A 19981-nucleotide genomic window follows, 5' to 3' on the forward strand; every position below is an offset into this window, starting at 1 on the left:
CACCATGGCGAGAGTCTACGTCTCCACCGTCGTCAATGCCCGCAACGACCGGGTGTGGGCGCGGGTGCGCGATTTCAACGGCCTGCCGAACTGGCATCCGGCGATTGCCGAGAGCCGCATCGAGGGCGGCGAGCCCGCCGACAAGATCGGCTGTGTCAGGGATTTCAGGCTGCGCAATGGCGACCGCATCCGCGAGAAGCTGCTCGGCCTGTCCGACTACGACATGTTCTGCACCTATTCGATTTTGGAATCGCCGATGGGCGTGTCGAACTACGTCGCGACCTTGCGCCTGACGCCGGTTACCGACGGCGACAAGACCTTCCTGGAATGGACCGCCGAATTCGACTGCGCCCCGGAGCGCGAGGCCGACCTGGCCGGCTCGATCGGCGGCGGCGTGTTCCAGGGCGGCTTCGATGCGCTCAAGCGGGCGTTCGGAGGCTGACGCCGTGCCGCACGTCGTCAAGAGCACCATCATCGACGCGCCGACTGACCGGGTGTGGGAGGTGCTGCGCGACTTCAACGGTCATGATCGCTGGCACCCGGCGGTGGCGACCTCGGCGATCGAGCGCTCGCAGACGTCCGACAAGATCGGCTGCGTCAGGCGCTTCCGGCTCAAGGACGGGTCGGAGTTGCGCGAGCAACTGCTGGCGCTGTCCGATCTCGAACAGAGCTTCAGCTACTGCCTGCTCGACACGCCGATCCAGCTGTTCAACTACGTCGCCCATGTCCGGCTGCTGCCGGTCACCGATGGTGATCGCACCTTCTGGCACTGGGAGAGCCGCTTCACGACGCGGCCCGAGCAGGCCGAGGCTCTGACGCGCATGGTGGCGGAAGACATCTACCAGGCCGGCTTCGAGGCGATCCGATCGCATCTGAAGCAGGCGGCATGAGCAAGAGGTGAACCGATGCCGGTCACGGTGAAGACGTTTCAGGCCGCGAGCGACGCGGCGTCGGCGCTGTCGTCCGATCGCGCAGCCCGCTATCTCGGCGGCGGCACGCTGGTGATGCGCGATCTGAACGAAGGCGACGTCTCGATTGCGACCGTGGTCCGCGCGACCGACCGCGCGCTGCAGAGCATCGATGCGGCCGGCGCGCGCATCCGCATCGGTGCCGGGGTCACTTTTGCCCGCGTGCTGGCCGAGCGCGAGCTTGCGCTCCTGCATCCGGCGGCGCGCTCGATCGGCGGGCCGGCGGTCCGCAACATGGGCACCGTCGGCGGCAATTTGTTCGCGCCGGCGCCGTTCGGCGATTTCACCGTCGCGCTGCTGGCGCTGGACGGCATGGTCTCGGTGCAGGGCGGCTTCGGCGTCAGGGACATGCCGCTGGAAGAGTTTCTGCAGTCGCGCGATCGCCAGGCTGGTGCGCTGGTCGTTGCGGTCTCCTGCATTCGGCCGGCATCGGTGGACGCGTTCCGGTATCGCAAGATCGCCCGCATCAAGCCGAAGGGCGGATCTGTGATCACGATCGCCGCGCATGTTCCCCTCGGCGGCGGTCGCGTGACGGGGGCCCGGATCGCGCTGGGATCGATGGCCCCGACCGCCATCCGCGCCAAGGCGGCCGAGCGCGCGCTCGAAGGCCGGCCGTTCGATGCGACCGCGATCAGCGCGGCGGCTGCGGCGGCGGGCGAGGGGACAGCTCCCACGGACAATTCGCTGGCCAGCGCGTGGTACCGCCGCGAAGTCGTGGGCGTGCATCTGCGGCGGCTGCTGTCGGGGCAGGAGAGCTAGGCCATGGCAAAAACTCCCCTTCAATTCCGGCATAACGGCCGCGACGTCGCGCTGTTCGTCGAAGGTGGCACCAACCTCCTGGTCGTGCTGCGCGAGATGATCGGTGACGTCACGCCGAAATTCGGCTGCGGCCAGGGCGGATGCGGCGCCTGCACGGTGCTGATCGATGGCGATGCTCATCTCTCGTGCCTGACCCTGGCGGAGTCCGTCGAGGGCCGTGCGGTCGAAACGCTCGACGGCATCAAGGCCGGGCCGAACCTGCATCCACTGCAGCGGGCGTTCGCCGACGGCTTCGCCGCGCAATGCGGCTATTGCACGCCGGGCATGATCATGGCGGCCAAGGCCCTGCTCGACAAGACCCCGCAGCCGAGCCGCGAGCAGGTCGTCGAGGCCATCTCCGGCAATGTCTGCCGCTGCACCGGCTACGAGCCGATCATCAATGCGGTGTTGGCGGCGGCCGCGTCGCTGCGCGCGAGCGCGTGAGGAGGGATCGCCATGCTGGAATTGCGCAAGGACATCTTCGCCGACGAGCGCGACGACAATCTCAACGAGGTTGGCAAGGGCACCCAGCGCCAGGACATGCTGGGCCATGTCACGGGAACATCGACCTATTTCAACGATCACAAGCTGCAGGGCATGCTGCATCTGAAGGTCGTCAGATCCACGCAGCCGCATGCGCGGCTGCGCCGCATCGACACCAGCGAGGCCGAGCGGAGCGAGGGCGTGCGGCGGATCATCCGCGGCGCCGACGTGCCGCGCAATCTCAACACGCTGCTCAGCCTGATCAATTTCGGCAAGGACGACGAACCGACGCTCGCCGTCGACAAGGTGCGGTACCGCGGCGAGCCGATCATCGCCGTGGTCGCCGAGACGCCGCGCGCGGCAGCCGAGGCGGCGGCCAGGGTACGCGTCGACTATGAGACCTTGCCCGCGGTGTTCGACGTCGAGGAGGCGCTGAAGCCGGGGGCGCCTGTCGTCAACGAGACCTATCCGAAGAACACATTCACCTATCACGAGCGCTACGATCATCAGAAGCTGCGCTTCGGCGACGTCGAGCGTGGCTTCTCCGGCGCCGATCATGTCTTGGAACAGCGCTACCAGATGTCTCCGATCGAGCATGCGCCGGTCGAGACCAACGGCTCGATCGCCGCGCCCGACACCAACGGCCGCTACGTGGTCTATACCTCGACCCAGGCGCTGTTCTTCTCGCTCGACACCTGCGCCAAGATCCTCGATCTGCCGTCGAACACGTTCCACTTCATCGGCGGCACGGTCGGTGGCGGCTTCGGTGGCAAGGTCGACACGCTGACCGAGCCGCTCGCCATTCTCGCTGCGATGTTGACGGGGCGCCCGGTGCGCTACGTGCTCGGGCGAGAGGAGGAGATGCAGTTCGGGCCGCCCCGCGGCGCCGAGCGCATCTACATCAAGGACGGGGTCATGCGCGACGGCCGCATCGTGGCGCGCCAGATCCGCGGCTATTTCGACTCTGGCGCTTATACGCGGCTGTCGAGCTACGCGGTGGTCAAATGTGCCGCGCACCTGCCGGGGCCCTACACGATCCCGAACGTCCATGGCGACATCTACTGTATCTTCACCAACCGCACGCCGGCCACCGCGATGCGGGGCTTCGGCATCACCGGCATGGACTTCGCGCTCGAATGCCAGATGGACAAGCTCGCGCATCTGATCGGCATGGATCCGATGGAGTTCCGCATCCTCAACGCCTATCGCGACGGCGACATGAAGGCGCATCGCCGCGAGGCCAAGAACACCGCGCTGATCGAATGCGTCCAGGTCGCGGCCGAGAAGGCCAAGTGGCCGATCCGGGAGGAGTTCCGGCGCATGTCCTCGCGCAAGGATGGCGGCGGAGCGCGGGCGGCCGTTCCCTCCACGCCACGTGAGCCGGTGAGCGCGCGGCCTGCGCCGGCGCAGCAGCGCACGAGCTATGACCGGGGGCTCCCGGTTTCTCCACCTCCTGAGCCGCCGTCACCACCCCCACAGAGCCCGGCACCGGCTCCCGCACACGGCGCGACGCGGTTCTCGTCGGTATTCGGCACGAGGAGGCGCTGACATGACCAGGCACCGCGGCCGCGGCATGGCGGCGATCAACTATCCCATCGGCATGAATCTCGGCGGCGATCCGAGCCAGGCGCTGGTGCACTCCAATCCCAGCGGCAAGTTCACCGTGGCGCTGTCTTCGATCGATCTCGGACAGGGCATGAAGTCGGTGACGCGGCAGATCTGCGCCGAGACGCTCGGCGTGCCGGTCGAGGACGTCTATGTCGACACCGCCGATTCCGACACCGGCCCGCATTGCATGGGCTCGTTCGCCTCGCGCGGCACGCATCGCGTCGGCAATGCCGTGATGGCTGCCGCCAAGGAGGCGCGCGGCGTCATGATGGAGGCGGCGGCCGAGGAGCTCGAGGTCAACGCCAGCGATCTCGAGACCGATGGCCGCGGCAACATTCACGTCAAGGGCGCGCCGCATCGCTCGATCTCGGTGAAGGACGTCGCCATCGCCGCGCAGTTCCGTCAGGGCAAGACGATCTCCGGCCGTGGCATCTTCCTGGTGCCGCTGTCGGAGGTGGATCCTGAGACCGGCGAAATGTCCCCGGCGACCTGCTACGCGCATGCGTGTCTCGTTGCCGAGGTCGAGGTCGATGACGAGACCGGCGAGGTCGGTGTGGTCAGGATGGACAGTGCCTATGAGCTGGGACGCGCGCTCAATCCCCGCCTCGTCGAGCAGCAGCTGGTCGGCGGCGCCTGGATGGGCATGAGCCACGCGCTCTACGAGACGACGGAGCCGTATTACCCGGACCCGAAGCAAGGACCGCGCGACTTCGTCGAATACCTGATGCCGGGACCTGGCGACATCTGTCCGCACGACATCGCCGTGCTGGAGCGGCCGGCGCCCGACGGGCCGTTCGGCGGCAAGGGCCCTGGCGAAATGTGCGCCAATCCGGTGCTCCCTGCCATCGCGAATGCGATCTTCAACGCCGTCGGCGTGCGCATCGACGAGCTGCCGATCACGCCGGAGAAGGTGCTGCGCGCGATCAGGGCCCAGGGTGGCGCCCGGCCACAGACGCGGCGGTGACGCAGCATGGTGGTCCGCAGCAACATCGTCGGCATCGACTCGCCGCAGGCGCTGGAAAAGGCACTGCGGGCGGCCTACTATCTCGCCGATGACGGGCTCTCGACCGCGGCCTATCTCGCCCTCGCGCTGGGCAAGCCGCTGCTCTTGGAAGGCGCACCCGGCGTCGGAAAAACCGAGGCGGCAAAGGCGATCGCTGCAGTGCTCGGCCGCAAGCTGATCCGGCTGCAATGCTACGAAGGCATCGACGCCGCGGCGGCGCTCTACGAGTGGAACTATCCGCGCCAGATGCTCGCGATCCGCCAGGCCGGCGAGGAGAGCATCGACATCTATGGTGAGACGTTCCTGATCGAGCGGCCGATGCTGGCCTGCCTGCGTGCGCCCGACTCGACGGTGCTGCTGATCGATGAGATCGATCGCGCCGACCAGGAGTTCGAGGCGTTCCTGCTCGAATTCCTCTCCGACTTCCAGATCTCGATTCCAGAGCGCGGCACGATCCGTGCCGCCGAGCGGCCGATCGTGGTGCTGACCTCGAATCGGACTCGTGACCTGCACGAAGCGCTGCGCCGCCGCTGTGTCTATCATTGGATCGACTATCCCGATGCGGAGCGCGAGGCGCGGATCGTGATGATGCGGGCCTCCAGTGTTGCCGAAGCGACCGCGCGGGCCGTGGTGGCTGCAGTGGCGAAGCTGCGGCGCGAGCCGCTGAGCAAGGCGCCCGGGATTGCCGAGGCGGTTGATTGGGCGGAGGCGGCGACGCTGCTCAACCAGACCGGCGCACGCTGGCCCGATGCGTTCAAGCGCGCGATTGGCGTCGCGCTGAAGGATGAGGAGGATCTGTCCTTCATCGCGCCGCGGCTCGATGCGATGCTCGCGGAGGCGATGACATGAGCGAGCCCCGCCTGCCGCAGGTGACTGAGATCTTCGTGACGTTCGCTGCGCTGCTGCGGCGGAACGGCTTCGCGATCGCACCCGAGCAGACCACCGCCTTTCTCGCTGCGATCGAACTGCTGGGGCCGACCAGCCTCGACGATATCCGGCGGGCCGGGACGGCGACCCTAGCGCCGCCGCCCGAGCGGCTTGCGACCTACAATCTGCTGTTCGACATCCATTTCGGCGTTGCCGAGGCGACGGCCTTCGGCGAGAGCGACAGGCAGGATGATGTCGTGCGTCTCCAGGAGGAAGGGAGCGGCGCTGTCGATCCCGATATCGCCGAGGAGCAGAACGAGTCCGGTCTGGCGGCCACGCGTGCCGAGGCGCTGGTCGCGCGCCGCTTGGCTGCGACCACAGGCGGCAACGTCCTGCAGCGTCTCGCGCGCCAGGCGCGTGCCAAGCTGCCGAAGCGGCGCGGCCATCGGCGCATGCGCGCGCGGCGCGGCAGTTTCGTCGACCTGCGACGGACCCTGCGTGAGAGCGTAAGGCGCGACGGTGAGGTGCTGTCGCTGCGGCGGCTGAAGCGACGGCCTCGATTGCGACGATTGCTGCTGCTGATCGATGTCTCCGGCTCGATGAAGGCGCGGACCGAGGACAACATGCGGCTCGCCCACGTGCTGGTGCAGGCCGTACCCCAGGCCGAGGTGTTCACGCTTGGGACACGGCTGACACGTGTGACGCGGCCCTTGCGGCTCAAGCGGCGCGAGCAGGCGCTGCTCGCTGCCTCTCATCTCGTCAGCGACTGGGACGGCGGCACGCGTATCGGCGAGGCGCTGCAGGCCTTCCTCGCGGTGCCGCGGTTCTCGACCTACGCGCGGGGCGCCGCCGTGCTGGTCATCTCGGATGGGCTCGAGCGTGGTGACCATCACGTGCTCCGTGACGCCGTGTGGAAGCTGTCGCTGCGCGCCTGGCGCCTGAGCTGGCTGACGCCGCTCGCGACGGGGCCCGGATTCAAGCCTCAAACCGAGGCGTTGCAGGCGATTGCGCCATTCGTCGACGACATCGCAGCCGGCGGGTCGGACGAGGCCATCGTCGCGCATGTGCTGTCGCTGGCACAGAGGAGGGCGGCATGACCGGATACGTCGATGCACATCATCACATCTGGCGGCAGGCCGATCTGCCCTGGCTGGTCGGGCCGATGCAGCCGCGGATTTTTGGCCCCTACGAGCCGATCCGGCGCGACTACGCGATCGGGGAATATCTCAACGACATCGCCGGCAGCGGCGTCAGGAAGTCGGTCTATGTGCAGACCAACTGGGCGAAGGACGGCTTCGAGGACGAGGCCGCCTGGGTGCAGCGAACTTCTGAGCAGCATGGCTTTCCGCATGCGATCGTCGCCTATGCCGATCTGAGCGTCGACGATGCGCGGCCGCAGTTCGACCGGTTGGCGCGCTACCCGCTGCTGCGCGGGGTCCGGATGCAGCTCCACTGGCATGAGAACCCGCTCTATCGTTTCGCTTCGTCACCAGACCTTTGCAGCGATAACCATATCCGCTCCAACATCGCCCGGCTCGCCGACTACGGCTGGTCCTTCGACCTGCAGGTTTTCGCGCCGCAGATGGCTGGCGCCGCGGCGCTTGCCGAGAGCTGTCCGTCCGTGACTTTCATCCTTCAGCACGCCGGCATGCCGGAGGACCTGTCCGCACATGGTCGCGATCAATGGCGAGCCGGAATGCAGCGGCTGGCGAACTGCAGCAACGTCGTCAGCAAGCTCTCGGGCCTCGGCACCTTCATTCGCCGCAACGATCCGGCGCATGTTGTCGAGGTGGTGCGGGAGACGATCGGAATGTTCGGGCCCGAGCGCTGCCTGTTCGGTTCGAATTTTCCGATCGAGAAGCTCTGGACCGACTATCGCGCACTGGTGGGAGCCTATGAGGCTGCCATCCAAGACCTCGACGAGCATGCACGCGCGCAGGTCATGGGAGGGACGGCGCAGCGCGTCTATCGGCTGGGATGATACCGCCTGCAACGACAACAAAAGCAACAGGGACCGCTCATGGCGCTGGAAATCAAGATTCTCGACTATGGTGACATCGAGCTCGAATCGAGCTTCCTCGTGCTCGGTCGTGATTGCGGCCGCACCCGCCGGGTGCTGACGCTCGGCTTCCTGATCCTGGGCGGCCCGTATCCGGTCGTGGTCGATACCGGCTACCGCTCCAACCAGATCATGGAGACGCTGGGCATGCGCGGGCTGCAGTACCATGAGAACATGATCGAGAACCAATTGGCGCGCCACGGCGTCCGCATGGGCGACGTCCGCTATGTCTGCCACACCCATCTGCACATCGATCACGCCGGCAAGGACGACCTGTTCCCGATGAACACGACGGTCGTGCTCAACCGCCGCGAGCTCGAATACTCCGTCTCCGGCCTGATGCATCCGCAATATCCGGCGCCGGACATCAAGCATCTCATCGACCGGCTGCACACCAAGAGCGCGCTGCGCTTCCTCGACCTCGAGCTCACCGGCCCGGTCGAGCTGATGCCGGGCGTCTATTGCGATGCTGCGAACGCCCATACCGAGGGCTCGATGAACATCCACGTCCACACCGCCGACGGCATCGCCACCATCTGCGGCGACGTCATCTACGATTTCAACGACCAGATCGTGACGCCGTTCAACGAGATCCAGGATGGCGAGCCGCGCACCACCGGCAATCACGGCACCACCAAGCGTGCCGAGAAGGCGGCGATCAAGAAGCTGTTGTCGAGCTCGCGCTATCTGCTGCCGGTGCATGATCGTCCCGCCAAGATCGAAGGCGGCGTCGTAACGGGGCGGCTGCATGACCAGGTGCCGGGTCCGATCGTGCAGTCGCTGCCGCAGCGGCACTGGTTCCCGGCGTGATCCGCACGAGGCACAACGATGACACACGTGACCTTGCGCCCTGAGTTCGAGACCCTGGTCGACCCCTACGCGCCGGTGGCGCAGGTGGCGACCGGCTTCGAGTTCACGGAGGGGCCGATCTGGCATCCCGTCGAGCAGTTCCTGCTGTTCTCCGACATGCCGGCTGATGTCCGCCGCCGCTGGGATGCGAAGCACGGCGTGGTCGAGATGCGGCGGCCCTCGAACAAGTGCAACGGCATGACCTATGATGCCGAGCTCAACCTGATCGTCTGCGAACACGCGACGTCGTCGCTGGTGCGCGAGCGTCCCGACGGCCGCCGCGAGATCCTGGCGTCGCATTTCGAGAACCAGGAACTCAACAGCCCCAACGACGTGTGCGTCCACTCGAGCGGGGCGATCTACTTCTCCGATCCGTGGTATGGCCGCATGCCGGTCTATGGCGTGGAACGGCCGCGCCAGCTCGGCTTCCAGGGCGTGTACCGGGTGGCGCCGGGCGGCGGGCCACCGTGGCTGCTCGTTGACCGCCATCTGTTCGACCAGCCCAACGGGCTGTGCTTTTCGCCGGACGAGAAACTGCTTTACGTCAACGACACGGTGCAGGCGGTGATCCGCGTGTTCGACGTCGGCGGCGATGGTGCGCTGTCGAACGGACGCATCTTTGCAAGCGGCATCCGTTCCGAGCTCGAGCCCGGCGTGCCCGACGGTATGAAATGCGATCAGCGCGGCAATGTCTGGGTCACCGCTCCCGGCGGCGTCTGGGTCTACGCGCCCGGCGGCGAGCTGCTCGGCAAGGTCCGCGTGCCGGAGCTCGTCGCCAACCTCGCCTGGGGCGGGGCTGATTTCCGCACGCTCTATCTGACCGCGACGCATTCGGTCTACGCGATCGCAACCAAGATCGGTCCGCGCCACGAGACGTATATGAGCGGGCGGACTGGCAGCAACGCCGCGCCGGCCACCGCGTCTTCGGCCCCGCAGCTCGCTGCTGGCGACATGCAGCTCGACCCGCGCCGCTGCGCCATGATCATCCAGGACCTGCAGAACGACGTCATCATGGACGGCGGCGCCTTTGCCGAGTCCGGAGCGCCGGGGCACGCCAGGCAGCAGCGTGTTATCGACAATGTCCGGCGGCTCGCTGAGGCCGCCCGCGCGCGCGGCGTCGTCATCATTCACGTCTGGTTCGTGGTCGAGCCCGGCGCCCCCGGCGTGACCCTGAACGCGCCGTTGTTCGAGGGTTTGGTCGACAGCAGGGCGATGGTGCGCGGCAGCTGGGGGGCCGCGCCGGTCGCGGGGCTGGAGCCGCGGAGCGGGGACTTCGTCGTCGAGAAGATGCGGATGAGCGCCTGGGAGGGCACGCGGCTCGAGACCATTCTCAAGGCCACCGGGCGCGACGTCATCATCAACACCGGCGCCTGGACCAACATGTCGGTCGAGCACACCGCGCGGACCGGGGCGGACAAGGGCTACTTCATGGTGGTGCCGGAGGATTGCTGCTCGACCATGAACGCGGACTGGCACAATGCGTCGATCAACTTCGCCATGCAGAATGTTGCTGTCGTGACCACGGCCGACGCGGTGATCAGGGCACTTGGGTGAGGCATGCCAAAGCTGTTGCATCTCGTCGCCTCGCCGCGGGCGGATTCGGAATCCAGCGCCGGCGCGCGCGCCTTCCTGGACCGCTTCAGGCAGGCGCGGCCGGGATGGGACGTCGACGAGATGAATCTGTGGCGCGAGAATCTGCCGGAGTTCGACGGTGAGATTTTGCAGGCGAAGTATGCCCGCATGGGCGGCCGCGCCTTCACCGACGGCCAGCGCGGGGCGTTCGCGGCGGCCGAACGCATGGCGGTGCGGCTCGATCTGGCCGAGCGCGTCGTGATCTCGACGCCGATGTGGAATTTCGGCATTCCCTACAAACTCAAGCACTGGCTCGACATCATCAATCAGCCGGGCCTCACCTTTCACTTCGATCCGTCGCGTGGCTACCTGCCGCTCCTGAAGGATCGTCCGACGCTGGTGATCCTCGCCAGCGGCGGCGACTTCACCACCGGCATCAGCCGGGGGCGGACCGACCTCGCGACGCCCTATTTGCGCGAGGCGCTGCGCTTCATGGGTCTTCGCGACCTCCACTTCGTGGCGATCGGGCCGACCAGCGGACCGGCCACGCACACCGCCGCCGCACGTGAGCGGGCGCACAGGCGGCTCGCCGAGATGGCCGCACGATTCTAGCTGATGCGACGTTCCCGATTGCGATCCGACGGCAGACGAGACGGACTCAGCCGACGAGGTCGACTGCGGCTCCAGCCGCGTCGATCAGGTGAACACGTTCGATCTCGGTGCGGGGCAGCAGTGCACGGATCTCGGGCTCCGACATCAGGCTGAACGCGGTCGAGAGCGCGTCCGCCGCCGTTGCATTGCCGGCGACCGTGGTCACGCTGCGATAGCGCTGCGCGCAGCCGCCGCTGTGCGGATCGAACAGATGATTGAAGCGGCCTTGTGGATCGAAGCGGAGGCCATAGGCGCCTGACGTCGATACGGCCCGATCGATGATCGGTAGCATCGCGGCGATCCGATCGGGATTGTCAGGGTCGGCGATCCCGACCTCCCAGGGCCGCGCGTCCGGCCGTGCGCCGATGGCGCGGGCTTCGCCCATGTCGACCAGGCTGTGCTGTACACCCTCGCCGCGCAGCAGCTCGACGATCCTGTCCGTGACATAGCCCTGCGCGATGCCATTGAGGGTGAGCGCCATGCCGCGCGGCATGACGATGTGATCGCGACTGACGCTCAGCCGCTGATGGCCGACCCGCGTCAGCGCCTCTTGCACGGCCGCCTGCGGCGGGCCGTCGGGATTGGCATCCGGGCGCGAAAAATGATCGGCGTAGAGCGTCCACAGCGGCTGCACGGTCGGGTCGAAGCGGCCGTCGGTCATCGCGGCGTAGCGCTGCGAGCGTGTGAGGATGTCGACCAGCTCGGGCGCGGGGTCCACCAGCACGCCGGTGCGGTTCAGCGTCACCAGCGCCGATTGCTCCAGATACAGGCTGAACAGGCGCTCGAGCCGCCGGGCTTCGCCGATCGAGACCGTGATCAGCCGTTCGGCTTCTTGCCGGTCGCGGTGATGAAGCTTGATCGTGGCGACGGCGCCGAGCAGCGTGCCGCGCCATTCGACCAGTCCGCTTGTGCTGTCGGCCGCATGCGCCCTGGAAGGAGCGACCGCGAGGCCCGCCAATGCGGCGCTGATGCGGATGAAGCGCCGACGCGAGAGCTGATTTGTCATCGTTGCACCTCAGGCGTGTCCTTGTGGCCCGGCTCGATCGCGCCGGCGTTGTCGTCGGGCGAGCTCAGCACATAGTCGCGCGGCACCTCGGTGAAGCCGACGATGCGGCCGCCGTGCTCGGCAGCGAATCGCTCGGCCGCGCTCCGATCCGAGAACGGCACCGCCTCGTCGCTGCCCATGCCGCTCCTGACCCGGCTGCCGATCACGAACACCGCCTTGCGCGCCTCGACCCAATTGTCGGCGCCCGGATTGTCCCAGCTCGCGGCTTTGCCCATGTCGGAGACGTAGATCGCCTGGATGTCCTTGGGCTCGTCGGGCAGCATCGTGAAGGCGATGGCGTCGCGCGCGGAGGAGAACCACACCGGCTCGATCAGGCTGGCGGCGAAGATCTGTCCCTTGGGGCCGGAATGCTCGAGCAGGTTCATTCCGCAATAATGCCCGATCGCCTCCGCCGTCAGCTTGACCGGCGGCGGCGGCGCGGCGGCCTGCTTGTCGTTGCAGGCGGCGAGCGCAAAGGCGGCGATGAGCGCGCCGGCGTAAGCGAGGCGTTTCATAGCTCTCTCCGGGAGAAGGCCAGCGCGGCGCCTGCGAGCGGCACCAACGTCCACAGCACCAACGCGGTGAGCAGCACCTCAACCGACAGCGTACTGCTGCCGGCGAGCCCGGCCATGCCGGAGAACAGGCTGACATTGGCGAAGCCGGTCAGGTTGAACAGCCGGTAGGCGTCGGTCGGGTTGAGCAGCAGCAGCGCGCTGAGCAGGCCGCCGGAGACGTTGCGGCCCTGGTCGATGACCAGAAGGCCGAGCAGCGCCATGTCGTAGATCAGGACGAGCGCGAGCCACAGGCCAATGCAGACACCCGCTGCGGTGCCGCGGTCGCGCACGACTGCGCTGACCAGATAGCCGATCGCGACGAACACCGCGCCAAGCAGAACGGAGGAGCCGATCATCGCGGCGAAGGCCGTGAGCCCGTCGCTGTCGAAGTGGCTGCCGGCGATCAGCAGCGCCACCGCGGCTGCGCTATAGCCGAGGCAGGTCGCGAAGGCGAGCACGGCAAGATGTCCGAGGAACTTGCCGAGCAGCACCTGCCAGCGCGCCACGGGATAGCTGAGCAGCAGCAGCATGGTGCCGCGCTCCATGTCGCCGACGATGGCGTCATGCGAGATCAAAAGCGCGATCAACGGGATCAGGAAGATAGTCAGGCTCGACAGGCTGACGATGACGACGTCGAGTGCGCGCGCGCCCACGGTGCCAGTCGGTGCGCTGCCGAGAAAGGTCAGCGACAGCGCGAGCCCTGCCAGCAGCAGGGTCGACGCCAGCACCCAGCGGTTGCGGATCGCCTGCTGGATTTCCTTCGCGGCGATGGTGATCACGGCATTCATTGCGAACGCTCCGCGTGGCGCAGGAAATGCGCGTAGAGCTCGTCGAGATTGGGCGGGATGAGCTCGAGATCCTGCACGGCGGTGCCCTCGGCCGTCGCACGGCGCAGCAGAGCGATCTTCTCGTCCGGCGCCGCGTCGATCTCGACGATGTGGCCGTTGATCCGACGATAGGAGGTCGCCTCCGGCAGCCACGAGGGCCGGCCGGATAGCGGCAGGTCAGCGACCTTGACCCGGATCCGAGTCGGCAGTCGCGCGAGGCGGCGCAGTTCGTCGAGCGTGCCGTCGGCGACCTTGAGTCCCTTGTTCATGATGATGACACGGCCGGCCCTCTCCTCCAGCTCGGTCAGCGCATGCGATGACAGCAGCACCGTCGTGCCCTCGGCGGCGAGCTTCTGGATCACCTCGTAGAACGTCTGGCGCAGTTCGGGATCGAGACCGGTGGTCGGCTCGTCCAGCAGCAGCACGCGTGGCCGGCCGATCAGCGCCTGCGCCAGGCCAAGCCGCTGGCGCATGCCCTTCGAGTAGGTATTGACGCGGCGCCCGGCAGCGTCGCCCAGCCCGACGACATCGAGCAGCGCCAGTGCGCCGCTCACCGGCTCGCGTTTGAGGCGGGCGTAGAAGGTTTGCGTCTCGCGGCCGGTGAGCGCGGCATCGAAGGCGACGTTCTCCGGCAGATAGCCGAGCCGACGCCGCGAGGAGAACTCGCCGGCGGCCGGGTTTTCGCCGAGCAGCGCGATCGTGCCCTTGGTCGGCCGGATCAGGCCGAGCATCATCTTCATCAGCGTGGTCTTGCCGGCTCCGTTGTGGCCGATCAGGGCCACCATCTCTCCGGCCGCGAGATCGAACGACACGCCCTTGACGGCTTCGACCTTGCCGTAATGCTTGATCAACTCGGCGATATGGACGGTCGCGCTCATCGGGCGCTGCTCCCGGCGGCAGTGCGGCGCGCCGGCGGTGGCGACATCAGCGGATGGCTATCGACCACCCCGCCGGGCAGGATCGCCGGAAACTGCGCCTGCGCCCAGCGGATGACCTGCACGGCCGGGCTGTTGATCAGGACTTTGGCGGCCGGCGCCGTCCACAGCACGCGGTCGATCAGATCGTTCGGCCGGTAGGCGGTGTCGGCAACGCCGTCGCCGTTGAGGTCGAAGCCGGGATTGTCGCTCCAGTAATTGCCGCGGCCGTTCTTCGACCAGTCGAGATGGCGGGTGCCGACATATTTGATCTGGCTGGCGTTGTTGACGAAGGCATTGCCCCGGATGTCGTTGCCTTCGGAGCCGGCGGTGAAGTGCACGCCGATCTCGCAGCCCTCGAACCAGTTATTGGTGATACGATTATTGTTCGTGTTGTAGATGAACACGCATTTCTCGGGGCCGGGACGGACGCCGCCGCTCGGCGTGAACACGCTCTTGTCGGTCAGCGGCACGCCTTCGTCGGTGCCGCGGTTCTCGGCGGTCGCCCAGCGCTCCGCCGGCTGCAAGCCGCCGATCACGCTGTTGCCGGAGATTTGCGAGCCGTTGGTCGCGTTGAACAGCATGCCGCGATCGCGGTCGTGGTCTGAGACGTTGTCCTTCACGACCAGGTTCTTCGAGAACATCATCGCATAGCCGATGATGTTGCCGACCGAGACGTTGCCGGTGATCTCGCCGTCATTGGCGTACATGTAGTGGACGGCAAAGCGCAGCTCGCTGAAGCGGTTGTGGCTGAACGTGTTGTTGCGGCTGGTAATGGCGAACACGCCATCGCGGCCATAGCGGATGTCGTTGTCGATCACCTTGGCGCCCGGCGCGTTCCAGACCGAAACGCCATTGCCGGTGCCGCCGGGCAGCGTCGCGCGCAGGCCGATGATGCTGTTGTGGCGGACCATGGCATTGGCTGATCCGTGCAGATAGACGCCGAACAGATTGCCTTCGATCCGGTTGTTCTCGATCAGCGTGTCGTGCGCGCCCTGGTCGACGAAGATGCCGGAATCCATCTTCTCGAGCGAGCGGCCGGATCCTTTGAGGACGAAGCCTCGAATGACGGTACCCGGTGCCGCGACGGTAATGACGCTCCCATGCCCATCGCCGGTGATCACCGCGCCATGCGCGCCTGTCAGTGTCAGGCGATGGGAGATCCGCAGCGGCCCGCGATAGGTGCCTGCGGCCAGCACGATCTCATCGCCGTCGGCCGCGCGATCGAGGACGTCCTGCAAGTCGGCAATATCGGCCGCGACCTGTCGTGTCGCCGCCGTTGCGCGGAAGGGCAGGCCGGCGACGACGAGCGCCGCCAGCCCCAGAGTCATGATATGGCGCATGCGCCGCATCGCTCACGCGTTCTGCGGCGAGACCAGCATGCGCCCGCGCATTTCCATGTGCATGGCGTGACAGAACCATGTGCAGAAATACCAGTACACGCCGGGCTTGTCGGCGATGAACGTCACCGACGAGGTCTGCTGCGGATCGATCTCCATGTTGACGCCGTAGTTCACGATGCAGAAGCCGTGCACCAGATCCTCGACGTCGTCGATGTTGGTGACATAGACGGTCACCTCGTCACCCTGCTTGACCTCGAACTTCTCGAGCGCATAGGCGGGCGCGCTGGACCACATATAGACGCGCACCTTGTTGCCGTCGCGGATCACCTTGGCGTCGCTCTCCAGTGTGACGCCGTCGGCTGCGGCCTGCTTGCGGGCGTCGGCGAAGAACGGGTCGTCGCGCTTCCAGATCGAGGTCACGCGGCCCTCGAGCTTGGAGCGGTGCACGATGACGGCGTCGTGCGGCTCGGCGAAGCTCGGGCCGTCGTGCACCAGCTCCATCTTGTCGCCGGTGATGTCGATCAGCTGGTCGTTTTCCGGCTTCAGCGGCCCGACATTCAGGAAGCGGTCCTTGGAGAACTTGTTCAAGGACAGCAGCCATTTGCCGTCGGCTTCCTTGGTCTCGCCCATCGAAGCGTGGTTGTGGCCCGGCTGATAGTGGACGTCGAGCTTCTGGATGATGGGGTTGACCTTCTCGCCCTTGAAGGCTCGCTTGGCGAGATCGATGCTCCATTTGCAGACCTGGCTGTCGAGGAACAGCGTAGTGTAGGCATTGCCCCGGCCGTCGAAGGCGGTGTGCAGCGGCCCGAGGCCGAGCTCCGGCTCGGCCACGACGACGTCGCGCGGCTTGATCTTGTCGTCGAACAGGTTGTCGATCAGGCGGACGTCGATCACCGTGACCGTCGGCGCCAGCTTGCCATTGGCGACGACATGGATGCCGTCGGGGGCGGTGTTGAGGCCGTGCGGGCTGTTCGAGACCGGAACGTAGCGCGTGTAGGGCGAGCCCTTGCGGCCGTCGATGACGGGAACGCCGTTCATCTCCTTGAAGTCGCCCTTCTTGACGGCTTCCTCGATGCGCTTGATGTTGAAGATCGTCACCCAGTCCTGCTCGCTTGCCGTCATCTCGGCCAAGGTAACGCCCTTTTCCGAGTTGTAGCAGGTGGAGAAGGCATATTTGCCCTGGTAGTCGCAATCGGTGTTGTCGAGATTGCCGTCGACGATCACCTGCCAGGCAACCTTCATGGTATCGCCGTCGACGGCCGAGAACATCGACCAGTATTTCGACTTGTCGTCGAGCACCTTGCCGTCATTCGGTAGCGGCACCTCATATTCGCCGTTGCAGAACACGTAGCCGGTGCGCGGGAACTTCTGCGGCCGCATGCCGTGGATGGTGTACTGGTTCGGCAGCTCGATGATCTTGTCGCATTTCATCACGTCGGTGCGAATGCGGGCGAGGCGGGTGTTGGCCTTGTCGTTGATAAAGATGTAGCGGCCGTCATATGTGCCATTGGTGAACGACATGTGCGGATGGTGGCAGTCGCCGTTCATCCAGATGCCGAGCCTGTCCTTGAGCCGCTCGCGCGTCTCCGGCAGCAGCCCCTCGGTCATGATCTTGCGGCTCTCGTTGGTCTGGCCCCAGCCGGTGGCGCTGCACCGGTTGAAGACGGGGATGCGCATCAGCTCGCGCATCGACGGCATGCCGATGATCCGCAGCTCGCCGGTCTGGCCGCTGGAGAAGAACACGTAGTATTCGTCGAGCTCGCCGGGGGCGACCTCCGCCTTGCCGGCGCCCTGGGCCGAACGTGGTTGCGCGGCGGCCGGCGCGGTCTCGACGCTCTTGCCAAGTCCAATGCTGCCGGCTACGCCGGCCGCGCCCAGTGCGGCGGTGCCGACGATCCGCCGGCGGCTGATTTTTGTCTGGTCGTCGTCTTGCGCCATCGTCGTCTCCTTATGATGGATGGGTGAGATCGTTGGAGGGGGCCGTCGCCGCCATCGGCTGGCCGGCATGGGTGATCACGGTCTTCGGACCGGATTTCGCGGCGCGCATCGACGGCGATGACATCGCCTCGAATTTCTCGCGCTTGAGCCGGACCTGGATCATGTGCGGGCAGCGCTGATCGTCGTAGTAGAGCTCCTGGCAATGCATGCAGTAGATGCATTCATTGACGTTGATGTGTCCCTCGGGATGGATCGACTGCACCGGGCATTCCTTGGCGCAGCGCTGGCAGGGCGAGCCGCACTCCTTCCAGCGACGCAGCCATTCGAAGGTGCGGATGCGTCCGGGAATCGCCAGTGCCGCGCCCAGCGGGCAGAGATAGCGGCAGAAGAAGCGTTCGATGAACAGGCCAATGCCGAGCAGCGCCGCGGCATACAGCACGAACGGCCAGCTGCGCGAGAATTTCAGGATGATCGCGGTCTTGAACGGCTCGACCTCCGCGACCTGTTCGGCGAGCGCGACCGAATAAAGCGACAGGCCGAACAGGCCGAGGAAGATGATGTATTTGATCGGCCAGAGACGCTCATGCAGACCCCAGGGTACCGTGATCTGCGGCACCTTGAGCCATTTTGCCACTGTGTTGGTGAGCTCCTGCAGCGCGCCGAACGGACAGAGCCAGCCGCAGAACGGCCCGCGGCCCCAGAACAGCAGTCCAGCCGCCGTTGCCGCCCACAGGATGAAGATCAAGGGCGCCGCGAGGAAGAACTCCCAATGGAAGCCGGTCAGCAGCGCGTTGACGAAGGTGACGACGTTGACGACCGAGAGCTGGGCGTTGGCGTACCAGCCGAGCCAGACCAGCACGAACAGGAGATAGGCGCGGCGGACCCAGGTGTAGAGCCGGGGACGGCGCACCAGAACGTTCTGGAAGAAGAAGATCCCCGTGAGCACGGCCAGCGCCAGCGCGGTGATGCCGATGGCGACCATCTGCGAGCGCCAGATGCGCATCCATAACGGCTCTTCGGTGTCGTCGGCGACCGGTTGCGCCGTGGCTGGGGCGGGACGTGCGGTCGTCGCCTTCGCTGCCGGCACAGCGGGGCGCGTCTGCTGCTTCAAGTAGGCGTCGGGCACCGTGTAGTCGATATCGAAAGTCAGGAACGCCTTGTCGTGGCTGCCTGTGCTTCGTTGCACCAGGAGCTGGAGCTGCCATGGCTCGGTCGGGTCGAGCGTGAATTCGGGCGGCGTGACGAACAGTCCGATCTCGCGCAGGGCAGGGGCGCCGGCCGCGGCCAGCGCACCGAGGCGCATGTGGTTCTTGTCGCGGAACCGTGTGCTTCCGCCCTCCTGCAGCACCTCGATGCGGTCGAAGATGCCGCCTCGGACATAAGCGGAGCCCTTGAACGAGTAGATGCCGTCGCCGGCGACGACGATCGCCTGCTGTCCGGGCTGCAATCGCTGCTTGAGTCGCTGATAGCCCTCGTCGCCGAGCAGGCTGCGGCCGATGGTGGGCACGCTGACCATGGCCACATACAGATCAACGAAGGTGTCGCCGGCATCGCCGGGCTCCGGACTTTGCGCGGCCGCCGCATTGCCCGACTTGGCGAACGCATCGTTGACGTCGCCGATGCTGAGGTGCAGGCGCCGCACCGAGCCGTCGCCGAGCAGGCTGCTCCAGTCGCGGATCTCGCTCTTGTCGGGATCGACCGTCTTGGTCACGCCCGGCTGTGCCGCGGCGGCGCTCGCCGCAGCGCCGGCACCGATGCGGCCGCTGCGGATCAGGCGCGTGGCCGCGCGCACGATGCTGTCGTGCATCACCAGCACGGTGACCGTTGCACCTGAGACGATGTCGGCCTGCGGCGCGTGTTCTGCGCCTTGCGCAATCGGCATCATGTCCTTGCCGAGCAGGCCGTTGAGTGCGGCAACGATGCGTGGCTCGGGAATGCCGATCAGCACGATCGGCTCCTTGTGATCGACCAGCTTCAGCCCGGTGATGACGCCCTTGGGATCGATGCCGACGAGGATGTGGATCGGCTTGCCCGAATAGCCGACGGAATTGGCGAAATCGGAGTTGAGATAGACGTAACCCTTGAGCTGATCGCCGCGATACACCGGCATGATCGGCGGCTCGCCTTGCGGCACGCCGAAACGGTCCGCATTGGGGAAGAGATTGCCCGGCGTGATCTTCGAGAGGTAGGTTGCGAGATCGCCGGCCGCATGTGCTGCGCGCGGGGCCGCGATGGCGCAGAGCCCGATGAGGATTGCTACCAAGATAGCAGGCATGCGCCACCGATTGGTGGCGACATCACTCGCAACCATGATCACCTCAAGCGGAACGGCCGGCCCACGAAGGAGCCGTATTCCAGTCAGGACTGTTTCGGGAAGGAAGGATCGTCGCCATTGACAATCCCTGAGATAGAGTCAGGCTAAATTGACTCCTTATCGTGCCGGTTGTCTAGTGGGTCGCAATCCGACGGACGTTGCGCTGGATCAAACAGGCCCGGACAATC

The 19981-nt window shown here is 66.3% G+C and carries 19 protein-coding genes; 12 read left to right on the plus strand and 7 right to left on the minus strand.

The features are described from left to right. The first annotated feature begins 4 nt into the window (after positions 1 to 4). From QW845_RS18295 to QW845_RS18350, 12 genes are read left to right on the plus strand one after another with little or no spacing between them, the layout of a single operon-like run. Positions 5 to 442 carry an SRPBCC family protein gene (locus QW845_RS18295; protein WP_315802953.1) on the plus strand — a complete coding sequence of 146 codons (438 nt, stop codon included), beginning with the start codon at positions 5 to 7 and terminating at the stop codon, positions 440 to 442. A 4-nt stretch (positions 443 to 446) separates the two neighbouring features. Continuing rightward, entirely contained in the window at positions 447 to 890 is a 444-nt protein-coding gene (locus tag QW845_RS18300) for an SRPBCC family protein (RefSeq protein ID WP_315802954.1), read from the plus strand. 15 nt (positions 891 to 905) lie between these two features. Continuing rightward, on the plus strand, positions 906 to 1727 hold the full coding sequence (locus QW845_RS18305) for an FAD binding domain-containing protein (RefSeq protein ID WP_315802955.1): 822 nt from the start codon (positions 906 to 908) through the stop codon (positions 1725 to 1727). 3 nt (positions 1728 to 1730) lie between these two features. After that, positions 1731 to 2210, plus strand: a complete 480-nt coding sequence (locus tag QW845_RS18310; protein ID WP_315802956.1) for a (2Fe-2S)-binding protein — start codon at positions 1731 to 1733, stop codon at positions 2208 to 2210. 12 nt (positions 2211 to 2222) lie between these two features. After that, positions 2223 to 3797 carry a xanthine dehydrogenase family protein molybdopterin-binding subunit gene (locus QW845_RS18315; protein ID WP_315802957.1) on the plus strand — a complete coding sequence of 525 codons (1575 nt, stop codon included), beginning with the start codon at positions 2223 to 2225 and terminating at the stop codon, positions 3795 to 3797. A 1-nt stretch (position 3798) separates the two neighbouring features. Continuing rightward, positions 3799 to 4821 (plus strand): xanthine dehydrogenase family protein molybdopterin-binding subunit, encoded by a 1023-nt coding sequence (locus QW845_RS18320; RefSeq protein ID WP_315802958.1) that lies wholly within the window; start codon positions 3799 to 3801, stop codon positions 4819 to 4821. A gap of 6 nt (positions 4822 to 4827) precedes the next feature. After that, positions 4828 to 5709: a MoxR family ATPase gene (locus tag QW845_RS18325; RefSeq protein WP_315802959.1), complete on the plus strand. Its 882-nt coding sequence runs from the start codon at positions 4828 to 4830 to the stop codon at positions 5707 to 5709. After that, the gene (locus tag QW845_RS18330) at positions 5706 to 6824 is read left to right on the plus strand and encodes a VWA domain-containing protein (RefSeq protein WP_315802960.1); all 1119 of its coding nucleotides are present in this window, start codon (positions 5706 to 5708) and stop codon (positions 6822 to 6824) included. Before QW845_RS18325 ends, QW845_RS18330 begins: the two co-directional genes overlap by 4 nt. After that, complete coding sequence (locus QW845_RS18335; RefSeq protein WP_315802961.1) at positions 6821 to 7708, plus strand: amidohydrolase family protein; 888 nt, start codon at positions 6821 to 6823, stop codon at positions 7706 to 7708. Before QW845_RS18330 ends, QW845_RS18335 begins: the two co-directional genes overlap by 4 nt. Before the next feature lie 39 nt (positions 7709 to 7747). Next, positions 7748 to 8596, plus strand: coding sequence for an MBL fold metallo-hydrolase (locus QW845_RS18340; RefSeq protein WP_315802962.1), 849 nt, complete (start codon positions 7748 to 7750; stop codon positions 8594 to 8596). An 18-nt stretch (positions 8597 to 8614) separates the two neighbouring features. Further along, positions 8615 to 10189, plus strand: a complete 1575-nt coding sequence (locus QW845_RS18345) for an isochorismatase family protein (protein WP_315802963.1) — start codon at positions 8615 to 8617, stop codon at positions 10187 to 10189. A gap of 3 nt (positions 10190 to 10192) precedes the next feature. Next, positions 10193 to 10819 (plus strand): NAD(P)H-dependent oxidoreductase, encoded by a 627-nt coding sequence (locus QW845_RS18350; RefSeq protein ID WP_315802964.1) that lies wholly within the window; start codon positions 10193 to 10195, stop codon positions 10817 to 10819. A gap of 46 nt (positions 10820 to 10865) precedes the next feature. On the opposite strand, the gene QW845_RS18355 is transcribed toward QW845_RS18350, so the two are convergent. From QW845_RS18355 to QW845_RS18385, 7 genes are read right to left on the minus strand one after another with little or no spacing between them, the layout of a single operon-like run. Continuing rightward, positions 10866 to 11864, minus strand: a complete 999-nt coding sequence (locus QW845_RS18355) for an FAD:protein FMN transferase (protein WP_315802965.1) — start codon at positions 11862 to 11864, stop codon at positions 10866 to 10868. Then, positions 11861 to 12418 (minus strand): nitrous oxide reductase accessory protein NosL, encoded by a 558-nt coding sequence (locus QW845_RS18360; protein ID WP_315802966.1) that lies wholly within the window; start codon positions 12416 to 12418, stop codon positions 11861 to 11863. Before QW845_RS18360 ends, QW845_RS18355 begins: the two co-directional genes overlap by 4 nt. Continuing rightward, positions 12415 to 13245 (minus strand): ABC transporter permease subunit, encoded by an 831-nt coding sequence (locus QW845_RS18365; protein ID WP_315802967.1) that lies wholly within the window; start codon positions 13243 to 13245, stop codon positions 12415 to 12417. The genes QW845_RS18360 and QW845_RS18365 overlap by 4 nt, the downstream gene beginning before the upstream one ends. Beyond that, positions 13242 to 14162 (minus strand): ABC transporter ATP-binding protein, encoded by a 921-nt coding sequence (locus tag QW845_RS18370; protein WP_315802968.1) that lies wholly within the window; start codon positions 14160 to 14162, stop codon positions 13242 to 13244. The genes QW845_RS18365 and QW845_RS18370 overlap by 4 nt, the downstream gene beginning before the upstream one ends. Next, positions 14159 to 15550 (minus strand): nitrous oxide reductase family maturation protein NosD, encoded by a 1392-nt coding sequence (locus tag QW845_RS18375; protein ID WP_315802969.1) that lies wholly within the window; start codon positions 15548 to 15550, stop codon positions 14159 to 14161. The genes QW845_RS18370 and QW845_RS18375 overlap by 4 nt, the downstream gene beginning before the upstream one ends. Positions 15551 to 15553: 3 nt before the next feature. Continuing rightward, on the minus strand, positions 15554 to 17479 hold the full coding sequence (nosZ, locus tag QW845_RS18380; protein ID WP_315802970.1) for a TAT-dependent nitrous-oxide reductase: 1926 nt from the start codon (positions 17477 to 17479) through the stop codon (positions 15554 to 15556). A gap of 10 nt (positions 17480 to 17489) precedes the next feature. Then, a complete protein-coding gene (locus QW845_RS18385) occupies positions 17490 to 19790 on the minus strand; it encodes a 4Fe-4S binding protein (RefSeq protein WP_409997936.1) in 2301 nt (766 codons plus the stop codon). Between the last annotated feature and the right edge of the window lie 191 nt (positions 19791 to 19981).

Origin of the sequence: Bradyrhizobium sp. SZCCHNS3002 (genome assembly GCF_032377435.1) — a bacterium.
Classification (GTDB): Bacteria; Pseudomonadota; Alphaproteobacteria; order Rhizobiales; family Xanthobacteraceae; genus Bradyrhizobium.

What these genes read in the sequence shown, in the direction of transcription:
- QW845_RS18295 (WP_315802953.1), top strand. Translation starts at nt 5, where the DNA reads ATGGCGAGAGTCTACGTCTCCACCGTCGTCAATGCCCGCAACGACCGG.
- QW845_RS18305 (WP_315802955.1), top strand. Translation starts at nt 906, where the DNA reads ATGCCGGTCACGGTGAAGACGTTTCAGGCCGCGAGCGACGCGGCGTCG.
- QW845_RS18310 (WP_315802956.1), top strand. Translation starts at nt 1,731, where the DNA reads ATGGCAAAAACTCCCCTTCAATTCCGGCATAACGGCCGCGACGTCGCG.
- QW845_RS18315 (WP_315802957.1), top strand. Translation starts at nt 2,223, where the DNA reads ATGCTGGAATTGCGCAAGGACATCTTCGCCGACGAGCGCGACGACAAT.
- QW845_RS18320 (WP_315802958.1), top strand. Translation starts at nt 3,799, where the DNA reads ATGACCAGGCACCGCGGCCGCGGCATGGCGGCGATCAACTATCCCATC.
- QW845_RS18325 (WP_315802959.1), top strand. Translation starts at nt 4,828, where the DNA reads ATGGTGGTCCGCAGCAACATCGTCGGCATCGACTCGCCGCAGGCGCTG.
- QW845_RS18330 (WP_315802960.1), top strand. Translation starts at nt 5,706, where the DNA reads ATGAGCGAGCCCCGCCTGCCGCAGGTGACTGAGATCTTCGTGACGTTC.
- QW845_RS18335 (WP_315802961.1), top strand. Translation starts at nt 6,821, where the DNA reads ATGACCGGATACGTCGATGCACATCATCACATCTGGCGGCAGGCCGAT.
- QW845_RS18340 (WP_315802962.1), top strand. Translation starts at nt 7,748, where the DNA reads ATGGCGCTGGAAATCAAGATTCTCGACTATGGTGACATCGAGCTCGAA.
- QW845_RS18345 (WP_315802963.1), top strand. Translation starts at nt 8,615, where the DNA reads ATGACACACGTGACCTTGCGCCCTGAGTTCGAGACCCTGGTCGACCCC.
- QW845_RS18350 (WP_315802964.1), top strand. Translation starts at nt 10,193, where the DNA reads ATGCCAAAGCTGTTGCATCTCGTCGCCTCGCCGCGGGCGGATTCGGAA.
- QW845_RS18355 (WP_315802965.1), bottom strand. Translation starts at nt 11,864, where the DNA reads ATGACAAATCAGCTCTCGCGTCGGCGCTTCATCCGCATCAGCGCCGCA.
- QW845_RS18360 (WP_315802966.1), bottom strand. Translation starts at nt 12,418, where the DNA reads ATGAAACGCCTCGCTTACGCCGGCGCGCTCATCGCCGCCTTTGCGCTC.
- QW845_RS18365 (WP_315802967.1), bottom strand. Translation starts at nt 13,245, where the DNA reads ATGAATGCCGTGATCACCATCGCCGCGAAGGAAATCCAGCAGGCGATC.
- QW845_RS18370 (WP_315802968.1), bottom strand. Translation starts at nt 14,162, where the DNA reads ATGAGCGCGACCGTCCATATCGCCGAGTTGATCAAGCATTACGGCAAG.
- QW845_RS18375 (WP_315802969.1), bottom strand. Translation starts at nt 15,550, where the DNA reads ATGCGGCGCATGCGCCATATCATGACTCTGGGGCTGGCGGCGCTCGTC.
- nosZ (WP_315802970.1), bottom strand. Translation starts at nt 17,479, where the DNA reads ATGGCGCAAGACGACGACCAGACAAAAATCAGCCGCCGGCGGATCGTC.
- QW845_RS18385 (WP_409997936.1), bottom strand. Translation starts at nt 19,790, where the DNA reads ATGGTTGCGAGTGATGTCGCCACCAATCGGTGGCGCATGCCTGCTATC.